The organism is Myxococcus vastator (genome assembly GCF_010894475.1).
Lineage (GTDB): Bacteria > Myxococcota > Myxococcia > Myxococcales > Myxococcaceae > Myxococcus > Myxococcus vastator.
Window position 1 is genome coordinate 1 of sequence record NZ_JAAIYB010000261.1, and the last position, 11,791, is coordinate 11,791.

The 11,791-nt window shown below is 71.1% G+C and carries 11 protein-coding genes; 3 read left to right on the forward strand and 8 right to left on the reverse strand.

Features of this window, described 5'->3' with window-relative positions; all coding sequences use genetic code 11:
- The 3 genes from G4D87_RS23560 to G4D87_RS23570 all read left to right on the forward strand — a co-directional run.
- On the forward strand, positions 1-910 hold a 910-nt coding region (locus G4D87_RS23560), incomplete at its 5' end, for a hypothetical protein (RefSeq protein WP_163784460.1).
- Positions 910-2,022 (forward strand): metallophosphoesterase family protein, encoded by a 1,113-nt coding sequence (locus G4D87_RS23565; protein ID WP_205507698.1) that lies wholly within the window; start codon positions 910-912, stop codon positions 2,020-2,022. The genes G4D87_RS23560 and G4D87_RS23565, both read left to right, overlap by 1 nt.
- Before the next feature lie 97 nt (positions 2,023-2,119).
- Entirely contained in the window at positions 2,120-2,644 is a 525-nt protein-coding gene (locus G4D87_RS23570) for a hypothetical protein (RefSeq protein ID WP_163784462.1), read from the forward strand.
- A gap of 70 nt (positions 2,645-2,714) precedes the next feature.
- Here G4D87_RS23570 and G4D87_RS23575 read toward each other — a convergent pair whose 3' ends face one another.
- The 8 genes from G4D87_RS23575 to G4D87_RS23610 all read right to left on the reverse strand — a co-directional run.
- Positions 2,715-3,887: a zinc-dependent alcohol dehydrogenase gene (locus G4D87_RS23575; protein ID WP_163784463.1), complete on the reverse strand. Its 1,173-nt coding sequence runs from the start codon at positions 3,885-3,887 to the stop codon at positions 2,715-2,717.
- 11 nt (positions 3,888-3,898) lie between these two features.
- Positions 3,899-4,708 (reverse strand): SRPBCC family protein, encoded by an 810-nt coding sequence (locus G4D87_RS23580; RefSeq protein ID WP_163784464.1) that lies wholly within the window; start codon positions 4,706-4,708, stop codon positions 3,899-3,901.
- A 268-nt stretch (positions 4,709-4,976) separates the two neighbouring features.
- A complete protein-coding gene (locus G4D87_RS23585) occupies positions 4,977-6,359 on the reverse strand; it encodes a beta-helix domain-containing protein (RefSeq protein WP_163784465.1) in 1,383 nt (460 codons plus the stop codon).
- A gap of 21 nt (positions 6,360-6,380) precedes the next feature.
- Positions 6,381-9,611: a TonB-dependent receptor domain-containing protein gene (locus G4D87_RS23590; RefSeq protein ID WP_163784466.1), complete on the reverse strand. Its 3,231-nt coding sequence runs from the start codon at positions 9,609-9,611 to the stop codon at positions 6,381-6,383.
- A gap of 77 nt (positions 9,612-9,688) precedes the next feature.
- A complete protein-coding gene (locus G4D87_RS23595) occupies positions 9,689-10,114 on the reverse strand; it encodes an ExbD/TolR family protein (protein WP_163784467.1) in 426 nt (141 codons plus the stop codon).
- A gap of 11 nt (positions 10,115-10,125) precedes the next feature.
- Positions 10,126-10,533, reverse strand: coding sequence for an ExbD/TolR family protein (locus G4D87_RS23600; RefSeq protein WP_163784468.1), 408 nt, complete (start codon positions 10,531-10,533; stop codon positions 10,126-10,128).
- A complete protein-coding gene (locus G4D87_RS23605) occupies positions 10,517-11,269 on the reverse strand; it encodes a MotA/TolQ/ExbB proton channel family protein (RefSeq protein ID WP_163784469.1) in 753 nt (250 codons plus the stop codon). Before G4D87_RS23605 ends, G4D87_RS23600 begins: the two co-directional genes overlap by 17 nt.
- A 45-nt stretch (positions 11,270-11,314) precedes the next feature.
- The coding region (locus tag G4D87_RS23610) for an energy transducer TonB (RefSeq protein ID WP_163784470.1) at positions 11,315-11,791 on the reverse strand (477 nt) is incomplete at its 5' end.

The following is an 11,791-nucleotide window of genomic DNA, read 5'->3' on the forward strand; positions in this document are numbered from 1 at the left end:
CGGCCAGACGGCGAAGCGGCTCTTCGCGCTGGAGGGCGCGGGCCTGGGGCTCATCGCGCTGGGCGGGGTGCCCATCGCCCTGACGGGCGCGTCGCGGCGCACCATTGCTCCGCTGTACGCGGTGACGCTGGCGGGCTTCAGCGTGCTGGGCATCTCCGCGCTGGCCAACCTGTATGCGGTGACGGCGCCGGCGTTCGACCCGGGCGTGGCGCCGCCGCTGCTTCCGCCGCTGGAGCTGGAGGTGGGCTACCAGTATGTGAATGACGCGGCCTTCGACTACCGCCACTTCCTCACGGTGGGGGCGCAGGCCCGCTTCGACTCGCTGCGCCTGCTGGGCGCCGTGCGGGTGGACCCGTCCGAGGGCAACACCCAGGTGCGCCTGGGCGGGGCGTGGCGGCTGCTGGGCGCGCCGGAGCGCTCGCTGGCGGGCACGGACGGCAGCGCGCTGGACGTGGAGGCCTTTGGCCAGTTCCACCGCTACCCCACCGAGGGCTTCGCGCTCATCAGCGGAGAGGTGGCGCTGCGGGGCCGGCTGGCCATGTCGCGCATCAGCCCGGCCATGGCGGGCTCCTTCGCGGAGGTCAGCGTGGGCACGTCGGCGGAGGCCATCACGTACCCTGGCGCGGTGAGCGACGGGAACCTGCACGAGCAGCTGCTCTTCACCTTCGGCTACGGCGTGTGGCTGGGCCGGGGCGGGCCCTTCCGGGGCGAGGCGATGCTCTATTACGACCACCGCAAGGACTCCTTCGCGGGCGGCATCCGCTCGCGCGGCGGCGGAATCGTGGGCGCCTTTGGCCTGAGGGGCCGGGCGCTGCTGACGGATGACTGGGGCGTCGCCGCGGAGGTGCAGGGAGGTGGCGCGCTCGTGGGCCGGCTGTCATTGATTCATGCCTTGGGAGGTGAGCGGTGATGCGCGTGGGTGTGAAGGCGGGCGTGCTGGCGGCGCTGGTGTCGTCGGGCTGTGGCATGCGGCCCGCGGAGAACCGCGCCGTCGCGGACTCCAAGGTGGGACAGGCGCAGCAGGGCGGGGTGACGCTGTCGGTGGCGGACGGGCTGGCGACGGTGCGCGAGTTGGCGCCGGGCACGCTGGTGCTGTGGGGCAACGCGCCGGCCTTCACCGCCCGCATCGACGTGGGCGCACAGGCGCCGTCCGACTGGCTGGTGACGGTGCGCAACGCGATGCCGGACGCGGTGCTGGTGGCCCAGGAGGAGGGGGGCGCGCCGCTGGCGCAGGAGGCCCTTCCCCAGGCGCTGCCCACGGTGAAGGTGTGGCGCGTGGCGCTGCGCGCGGGGACGACGGCGCGGCTGTCCGTGGCGCCGCCGGATTCGGAGTCGCGTGAGCCCTTCCGCTTCCTCGCGCTGGCGGACGTGCAGGAGGCCCTGCCGCGCGTGGGGGACATCTACGCGCGCATGCGGCGGGATGACGCGGCGCGCTTCATCCTCTTCGCGGGGGACCTCACGGAGTCCGGCACGCGCGACGAGCTGACGGAGTTCCAGGAGCGGCTGGAGGCGGGCTCGCGCATCCCGCTGTACGCCACCCTGGGCAACCACGAGACGTTCACCCGCGACGCGGCCGAGTACCACGCGCTGGTGGGGCGCGGCAGCCAGAGCTTCGTCTTCAAGGGCGTGCGCTTCTCGGTGGTGGACTCCAGCAACGGCACGCTGGACCCCGGCGTGGAGGAGCAACTGGAGGGGTGGCTGGCGGCCTCGCGGGACGGCACGCACGTGGTGGCCATGCACGTCCCGCCACAGGACCCGGTGGGCCTGCGCGGCGGCGGCTTCGCCAACCGGGGCGAGGCCGCGGGGCTGATGGGGAAGATGGCGCGCGCGGGCGTGGACCTCACGCTCTACGGGCACATCCACTCCTATTATTCGTTCACCAACGGGGGCATCCCCGCCTTCATCTCCGGCGGCGGAGGCGCCATTCCGGAGACGTTCGACGGGGTGGGCCGGCACTACCTGTCCGTGGAGGTGAGCGCGGACGACGGCTTGCAACAGGCGGCGCTGGTGCGCGTGGATTGATCCGCAAGGGTGCTGTTTTAGCCTACCCTCTTGATCTGACACTGAACATCTGGGCAGATAGGGGCCACCTTCCCGCAAGGAGCCAGGAGGCCCGCGCATGTTCGACTCGAACGAGAACGACCCCATTTCCCCGGCGCTGCGTGCGCTGCTCGAGCTGTTCACCACGGAGCTGGCGGAGGTCCGCTTCCCGGACATGAACGGCGAGGTGCTGGACGCCGCGGCCGAACAGGTGCGGGAGCAGGCGGAGGCCGTGGCGCGCGCGCAGGCAGCGCTGGAGTCCGCGCGGCAGGCGCTGCACGAGAGCCAGGAGGCGCTGCTCCAGAAGGGCCAGCGGGCGCTGGCATACGCGCGGGTCTTCTCCGAGGAGAACGTGGAGCTGAGCGCGAAGCTGGACGGCATCCACCTGCCGCGTGCCGCGCGCAAGGGCGCCCGGGCTGACGGCGCGGCGGCGGACCCCGCGAGCGCGACGCAGGGGAGCGATGAGAACGCGCCCCGCCGCCGGGGCCGCCCGCCCAAGGCCCGCGCCGCCGCGGGGGCCTCCCTGTTCGCGGACGGGTCCACGCCGGAGGCGCTCGCCGCGGCGGCGCACCACACCGGCAACGGCATGCTGTCCGAGGCCTGAGCGGGCGCGCGGATAAACGAAGCCGCCCGGTGTGTCGCGGCCACCGGACGGCCTCGTGAGGACTGGCGCGTCAGTTGGGCAGGAACACCGCCCGGACGCAGCCGTCCTGCTTCTTCTTGAAGAGCTCGTACCCCTTCGGCGCGTCCTCCAGGGAGAACCGGTGGGTGGCGAGGAAGGACGGGTCCAGCTCGCCCTTCACCACGTGCTCCAGCAGGCGCGGCAGGTACTTCTGTCCGTGCTGCTGGGCGGCGCGGACCGTGAGGCCCTTGTTCATGAGGGCGCCCATGGGGAACGCGTCCATGAAGCCGTAGACGCCCAGCACGGACAGGATGCCGCCCTTGCGGCACGCGAGGATGGCCTGCCGCAGCGCCTGGCCCCGGTCCGTCTGCAGGTGCAGCGCCTGCTTCGCGCGCTCATACGCATAGCCCACGCCGGTGCCGTGCGCCTCCATGCCCACCGCGTCGATGCAGGCGTCGGGGCCTCGGCCGCCGGTGAGCTCCTTCAGCACGTCCTGGACGCTGTCGACCTCCTCGTAGCTGAGGGTCTCCGCGCCCACCTTCTCCCGCGCCAGCTTCAGCCGTTCGGGGAGGCGGTCGATGCCAATCACCCGCTCGGCGCCGAGGAGGAACGCGGCCTTCTGCGCCATCAGCCCCACGCCGCCGCAGCCCCACACGGCCACCGTCTGGCCGGGCTGGATGTCGCAGAACTCCGCGCCCATGTAGCCGGTGGGGACGGCGTCGGAGAGGAACAGCGCCTGCTCATCCGTCACGCCTTCGGGCACGCGGAAGCAGTCGTTGTCCGCGTGAGGGACGCGGACGAACTGCGCATGCGCGCCCGCGTAGCCGCCGAAGGCGTGGGTGTACCCGTAGATGCCGGCCGTCTGGGCGCCGAACAGGGGCTCCTGCAGTTCGCCCTGGGGGTTGGTGTTGTCGCAGAGGGACCACAGGTCGTGCTGGCAGTACCAGCAGCTGCCGCAGCAGATGAAGGACGGGACGACGACGCGGTCCCCCACCTGGACCTTCTTCACCGCGGGGCCCTTCTCCACGACGGTGCCCATGAACTCGTGGCCAATGACGTCTCCCTTGCGCATCGTCGGGATGTCGCCGTCGATGAAGTGGAGGTCGGAGCCGCAGGTGGTGGACATCCTCACCTGGAGGATGACGTCGTGCGGGTTGACGATGCGAGGGTCCCCCACCGTCTCCACGCCCAGGTCGTTGATGCCGTTCCAGCAGAGTGCGCGCATGGGCAGGTTCCTCAGGAGGCGTAGCCGCCCTCGCGAGCGGCGGGGTTGGGCCGGGTGGTGGGAATCTCGCCGGACTCGACGAGGCTCTTGAAGCGCTTGAGGGCCATGCGCGCGAGCGCGGCGGGCACGGCGCCGAGCAACTGCACGGCCTTTTCGCCCAGGATGCCGCCCGGCGGGTCGAAGACGAAGCGGAGCGTCACCTCCGTGCCCCAGTCCCGCGGCGCGGGGCGGAAGCGCACCCAGCCTTCGTTGGGCAGGGCCGTGTCCCCCACGGACTGCCAGCGCAGCAGCTCACCGGGGCGCTCCTCCACCACCTGGGCGTCCCATTCGAGGTCCTTGCCGAGCACGCCCGGCACCCTCCAGTGCTGCAGTCCCTCGCCAGGGGACGTGACGTCGGCGAAGTGTCCCATCACCTGGCTGAGCGTCTCCGCGTCGAGCCAGCGGCGATGCAGCGCCTCCGGCGTGCCTTGAATGGTGATGGAGCGCTGGAGCACCGTCAGCTCGACGGTGGCGTCCCGGCCGCGTTGCCGGCGGAACTTCCGGACGACGACGCCGTGCCTGCGGACGTAGGGCTCCTGCTCGGTCCGGGTGCCGCGGAAGAGCAGGCCGCCACCGGCCAGGGCCATGGCCACGCCGCCCAGCCTGCCGCGCTGGAGGCCCAGCGTGAGCAGGGCGCCGCCCGCGAGCGCGGAGACGAGCTGCGGAAGGCGCTCCTCCGAGGTGCGCTGGCCGTCGCGGCCAAATGGGCTCCGCCGCTGGCTTCCGCCGCGTGGAGGCACAGCGGGAGAGCGGGCTCCTGGCTGCTGAATCGTGTCACGCATGGCGGCGGCTCCTCCTGGGCAGGCAGGAGTCGGGCCCGCCACCGGAGAAACGTTGGGGGAGCCGCCGGGGATGACAACCCCGCGAGGGCGGGCCGCGCGGGGCGGTGGGCCCAGGGACGCCAGGAGGCTCCGGGCGCTGCAAAGGCCACGGCCCGGCCGGGTGCCGTCGCCGGAGCCCCCCTCCGCGCGCCGCACTCGACCGGGCCATGGGACCGGGCCCCTCACCCGCGTTCGGTGGAGGGGCCCGGCTCAGCTCAGCGTGGGGACGTCAGTCCCGCGGGAAGGCCGTCCAGCCGGCCAGCCAGTTGGTGGTGCCCACCGCGCCCACGAAGCGGGCGGAGGTGTCGAAGCCCTCCGGCGGCGTGGCGGCGGAGTCCGGGTTGAGCGCGGGCGAGCCGGCCGCCGGCATGAAGTTCGGCGCCGTGAGGTTGAGCGCGTCGGTGAGCTGCGGATCCTGCACGCGGTTGTTCAGGCCGGAGGCCAGCACCTTCTCCGGCTCGTTGAAGTTGGACGAGTCCGGGTTGGTGACGTTGCCGCCCGCGTCCACCGTCGGGTTCGGCGCCGCGGGGATGGAGGCGGTGTCGCCGCGGTTGTTCCAGAAGAGGGTGTTGCGCAGGTACAGCTCCGGCGTGGCCGCGTTCCACAGCGCCGCGGAGGCCGTGCCGCTCACGTCCACCGCCAGGTCGGCGAAGTTCGCGATGATGACGTTGTTCAGCTTCCCGCCCGCGCCGGTGTTGAACACCATGCCCGCCTGCGCGGGGGTGGTGCCCGCCGGACGGCCGGAGCCGATGAAGGTCGCGTTCCAGATTTCCGGCGCGGACCGCGGCGTGGCCGCGTTGTCGTTCTTGTTGCCGGAGGACTCGATGCCGAAGTTGCCCACCACCGCGTTCTGCTGCGCGATGAAGAACTGGATCTTCCCGCTGTAGCCCAGGTCGTAGTCCAGCGAGTCGTCATCCGCCTGGGTGACGACGGCGTGCGACAGGTTGGCCGAGCCACCGAAGAACTCCACGCCGTCGTCCGCGCCCATGTGGACCTGGATGTAGTCCAGGTCGGTGGCCGAGCCGCAGCCGGCCACGGTGAGGCCGTTGAGCTCGTTGTCCTCGGACAGCTCGAAGCCGGCGAACTCGATGCGCGCGTAGCTCAGCTTGCCGCAGTCGTGCGCGTCGTCCGGGGTGGCGCCGCCGCCGTACTGGGTCAGCGGGTTGTTGCCGGAGGCGAAGAAGCCCTCCACCGTGTTCTCGCCGCCCGCCACGTTGAGGCGGCCCTTGCCGAGCAGCACCACGCCGCCCCAGTTACCGGGCTCGCGGCTGCCCTCGGGCCGCGAGCTGGTGAAGACGATGGGGGCCTGCGCCGTGCCCACCGCGTGGAGCTTCGCGTTGCGGGTGACGATGAGCGCGCTGCCCTGGTCGCCCAGGATGCGGGTGCCCGGCTCGATGGTGAGCGTGCCGCTCTCCACGAAGACGTAGTTCTTCAGCGTGTACGTGACGCCCGCCTTCCAGGTGGTGTCCTGGGTGATGTTGGCGGACACGTCCTCGGTGGTGTCCGTCGGCGGCGGGTTGGGGTTGTTGGGCGTGTTGTCGTTGTCGTCGCCGCAGGCAGGCGTCAGGGAGAGGGCGGAGAGCGTCAGGAGGGAGGCAAAGAGGCGCTTCATGGGTGTGCTTCCTTCTGTGGGTTAGAGGGACCAGCCCAGCGACGCGCTGAAGGCGACGCCGGGTTTGTACGTCTGCACGTCCACCGACTCCTGGCGGAGGGTGACGCTCGAGTCGAGGAGGTTGGCCGCGGTGAGCTTGAGCTGCGCCGCGCCGAGCTGCTGCGTCAGCGAGATGTCCACGCGGTGGAAGGGCACCTCGTAGATGTCCGGCAGGCCCTGGACGCCCACTTCGCTGATGCGGCGGCCGGACACGTTGTAGAGGACGGTCAGCTCGGTGCCGCTTTCGGGGCGCGAGTAGCCGACGTTGAGGTTGATGACGTACGGGGACTGGCCCTGGAGGGGGCGGTTGCGGTTCGTCTGCGCGCCCACCACGTTGGGGTCACCCAGGTCCACGTCGGACTGGATGAGCGTGAGGTTGGCGCCCACGCGCACGGCCTTCAGCGTCTGGGTGAGGCGGGCCAGCGACGCGCGCGCCTCCAGCTCCACGCCGTAGGTGTTGGCACCCGCGGCGTTCTCGAAGCTGAGGTCCCCCGACTCGGGGTTGCGGATGACGCGCTCGATGGGGTCCTGGAAGCGCTTGTAGTAGGCGCTGGCGGCCAGGACCTCGTTCTCGCCCGCGAACCACTCGACGCGCGCGTCGATGTTGTGGATGCGCGTCTGGAGCAGGTCCGGGTTGCCGGACACGTTCCGGCGGCGCACGAAGTCGAAGTAGATGAACGGCGCCAGCTCGCGGAAGGTGGGCCGCGCCAGCGTGTAGCTGTAGCCGGCGCGCACGTTCACGGTGGGCGTCAGCGCGTAGATGGCGTTGAAGGCCGGCAGCAGGTTCAGGTACTCGGAGCGGTTCTCCGTGCCGGAGGCGCCGGTGAACGGGTCCTTCAGCGTGAGCTGCTGGATGGAGGATTCCACGCGCAGGCCGCCCACCAGGCGGAGGGCGGCCGTCGGCTGGACGTCCGCGGACGCATAGCCGGCGAAGATGCCCAGGTACGCGTCATAGGCATCGTCCGGCCGGGTGTTCTCACGCACGCGGATGCTGGTGCCCAGGTTCTCCGGGGCGAAGAGCTGCTCGGGGGGGAGCGTGCGGTCCACCGGGGTGTTGCCCAGCAGGTAGCGGAAGCGGCGCGCGCCGAAGTCACGGAAGGACACCTGGGTGAGTCCGCCCACCTTCAGCCGGACGGCGGAGAGGGGGACGGTGACGTTGAGGCTGCCGCCCGTGGACGTCTCGCCCAGCTCGGCGAAGAAGCGCTCGCCGCTGTTGGGCTGGTTGGGGAAGGTGGGCGTGCCCGACGGCGCGGAGAGGTTGTCGCTGTAGAGGGTGTCGCGGGTGTCGGGCTCGTCGCGGTCCACGCGGGACAGGTTGGCCTGCCAATCCAGCTCCGCGTCCCCCAGCAGTCCCAGGCGGTGGAAGCCCCGGAGTTGGTTGAAGAAGAGCTGCCGGCTGACGAACTGCAGGCGCGTGCTCTCGTAGCTCTCCCCGCGGACGATGTTGCTGCCGCGCGCGGTGAACGTGCGGGTGTCGGTGCCGCGGGTGTAGAGGCCGAACCAGGTCAGCTCGTTGTCGCGGTCCAGTTGGAAGCCGACGCTGCCCAGGCCGCTGAGGCTGGCCGTCTCGAAGCCCTGCGTGCTGCGGGCCGCGTCGCGGGCGTTGAGCGTGCCCGTCTCGTCGCGGTCGACACGGGCGAAGTTGCCCTCCTGCACGCCGTCGCGGTGTCCGTAGTTGGCGCTGGCCAGGTAGCCCAGCCGGCTGTTGCCGAAGCGCAGGGTGTCGCCCATGGACACGCCCAGGCCCATGTTGGGCAGCGCGGTGGTGCGGCGCGCCTGCCAGATGTTGGGGAAGCTGCGGTACTGCTGCTCCAGCACGTCGCCGGACTCACCTGACATGCCCAGGCCGCTGTCGCGCGGAATGGCGTTGGGGAGCTGGCGGCTGCCGCTGGGGAAGCCCAGGTTCTCGAAGAAGCCGCCCTGCGCCTGGCTGTTGCGCTCGCGGAACGTCGTCACGGAGTCGCCGGAGAGGCTGATGCGCGGCTTGAGCTCGAACTCGCTCGGGTAGGAGTGGGTCTCGATGAGCAGCGTGCCGCCGCCGAAGGTGCCAGGGAGGTCCGGCGTGTAGCTCTTCACCACGTTGAGGTTGGCGAGCAGGCTGGTGGGGAAGATGTCCAGCGGGACGCTGGGCTCATCCGGCTCGGTGCTGGGCAGCAGCGCGCCGTTGAGCAGGGTGGTGCTGTAGCGGCCACCCAGGCCGCGCAGCAGCACGTAGCGGCCGTCCACCACGGTGGCGCTCACCACGCGCTTCACCGCGTCGGAGGCGCTGGAGTCCGGCGTGCGCGCGATTTCCTGCGCGCTGATGGCGTCCGACACGGCGGCCGCCTTCTTGCGCTCCTGGAGCAGCGCGCCCTCGGCCCGGCGGTCCGCGCGAGCCTCGACGACGACCTCCTGCACCGCGCCTTCGTCCGCGCCGAGCGCGATGTCCAGCTTCGTCGCCTTGCCCTTCGACACCACGACGCCGGTGATGCGGCGGCCCTGGTACACGTCATAGAAGACGCGCAGGTCGTACTTCCCGGGCGGCAGCGCGACCCGGTAGAAGCCGTCCAGGTCGGTGAGCACCTGCTTCTGGGCGCCCGTCACGACCTTCACGGTGGCTTCGATGAGGCCCTCGCCGTTGGCTTCGTCCGTCACGCGGCCATGGATGCCGGTGAAGCCCGGGGGCGGGACGGCGGACTCGGCCAGCATCGCCTCGTCGCTCATGCCCTCCATGGACTCATCGGTGGGCGTCGCGGGCTGCTGCGCGGTGGGGTCGGCCTCGGTGCCGGGCTGCTGCGCGGTGGGGTCGGCTTCGGTGCCGGGCTGCGCGGCCGTCGGCGACGCCTCGGTGCCGGGCTGCGCGGCCGTCGGCGACGCCTCGGTGCCGGGCTGCTGCGCGGTCGGCGCGGGCGTGGCACCAGGCTGCTGCGCCGTCGGCGGCGTCACGGTGCCCGGCTGATGCGCGGAAGGCTCCACCGCGGTGGGCGGAGCGGCAATCCCAGACGGCTGCGTCGCGGTGTCCTTCGGCTGCGACGGTTGGGTTTCCTCGGGTGGGGGAAGAGGTTGCGTGACGGGGTCGACCGCGGGAGCGGGAGCCGAGCCCGGAACGCCGGGCGCCTGTGCGAACACGGGCGTAGCTGTCATGACAAGCGCGGCCAAGAAGGCGCGCAGGGGGGCGGTGCGAGACAACACGACACTCCTTACCGAGGTGCGCGTAGAGAACGCGACACGCATGGCATCTGGATGAAGGGGCTGTGACGATTCAGGCGGCGGACCGCAAACTCGGTGTCACGGTCCGCCGCGGCACTGCATCAATCCGCGAGCTTGTCCGGCAGCACGCCGACCGTGATGTCCCCGCCTCGCGCGAGGTCCAGCACGTCCATGGCGGCGCCGTACGGCACATCATCACTGGCGTCGAAGAACACAATCTTGTCCGGGCGCGCGTTGAGCATGCGCTGGAGCCGGGCCACGACCTGGTCGCGGGGCACTTCCTCCCGGTTGATGCGCAGCACGCCGGACTTGTCCACCGTGAGCACCACCGGTGGCTTTGCATCGGGAGGAGGCGCAGCGGCCTCCAGGTCATCACCCTTGGCGGGCACCGTCATCCACATCTGCTTCGTCATCAGCGGGGTGACGACCATGAAGATGATGAGGAGGACGAGCACCACGTCCACCAGGGGCGTCACGTTCATCGCCGGGCGGATGCCGCCCTTTCCGCCTCCGAGGTCGAATGCCATGGCGTGCGCTCCTAGTTCTTCTGCTTGTCGACGACCTGCAGGTTGATGCCGGGGAAGCCCAGCTCCTGCATCGCCTTGAAGAGGCCGCGCACCTCGGAGTAGCGCACGCCCCGGTCGGCCTTGAGCACCACGGGCGAGTCCGGGTCCTTCGCGCGCACGGCCTTCAGCTCGGCCATGAGCGCGTCGCGCTTGAGCTCCTTGCGGTCCAGGTAGAAGGCCCCGGTGGCGGACAGGCTCACCGTGGTGGGCGTCAGCTCCTTGTTCTCCTTGTCCGGGTTCGTCGCGGTGGGCAGCTCCACCGCGGCGCCGGACTCAATCTGCGGCGTGACGACCATGAAGATGATGAGGAGGACGAGCACGACGTCCACCAGGGGCGTCACGTTCATCTCCGGCGTCAGGCTCCTACGCGGGGTGGACATCGCGGGACTCCTTGCGAGCAGCCAGCTCCGGGCCCGTGGCCACCGCGGCGCCGTTGGTGGCGGCGGGCTTCTGCGGCCCCAGGTCCTCCAGGTAGTCCATGAACTCGCTCCGCGCGGCGTCCAGGGAGAGCTGGAGCGAGTCGGCGCGGGTGGAGAGGAAGTTGAACATCAGCACCGCGGGGATGGCGACGAGCAGACCCAGCGCCGTGACGACGAGCGCCTCGGCGATACCGGCGGACACCGCGCCCAGGCCGCCGGAGCCTTCCTTGGCGATGCCGGAGAAGGCCTCGATGATGCCCACCACCGTGCCGAGCAGCCCGACGAAGGGCGCCACCGAGCCGACGGTGGCGAGCACGGACATGCCGCGGCGCACGTCCGCGCTGACGCGCTCGTTGATGCGCACCAGCTCACGGCGCGTGAGCTCCACCGGCCCCAGCTTGCCGGCCGGCACGCGAGACTTCGCGAGGAAGTGCTTCATGCCACCGCCCAGCAGCATGGCCAGGTGGCTGCCCTGGGTGGCCTCCGCCTCCTGCACCAGCGCCTCGTGCTGGTGCTGGGTGAGCAGCGGGCCGGCGCGGGACGCGAAGCGCTTGGAGATGGAGCGCGAGCGGAAGAAGACGAAGAGGCGTTCGAAGAACACCGCGAGGGACGCGACGGCGAAGAGGATGAGGGTCCACGCGATGCCCAGCGCGAACACACCCATGTGGTTGTAGATGTCCCTGAGATTGAAGTTCATGACGGGTTGCTCCTGGGGGGCAGGTGCGGGTGAGGCCTTTTCGGCTTACGACTTGAGACGGAACGGAACCTTGAAGATGCGGAACACCGCCGTGGGCTGACCGCCGACGATGGCGGGCTTGAAGCGCCACGTCTTCGCCGCGGCCATGGCCGCGCTGGCGAAGGGCTCGTCGCCGCGCATCACCCTCAGCTGGGTGACGCGGCCATCCACGCCCACCACGCCCTTGAGGATGACCAGGCCCTCCAGGCCCTTGGAGCGGGCCGCGGAGGGGTATTCCGGCGTGAGGTTGGAGGACAGGGGCTCCGGCGGCGTGCCGGACTCGGGAAGATTGATGGGCGCGACACGGCCGCCACCGCCGGCGAGCGTGTCACCGCCGGGGACGCCTCCCACCACGCCGCCAGGAACGAGCGCGCCGGTGCCACCCACTGCGATGGGCGCGGCGGCCACCGTCTCCGTCTCGGCCTCGGGTGGCTTCTCCAGCGGCACTTCCTTGGGAACGACGATGGGTGCGGGGGCCACGGT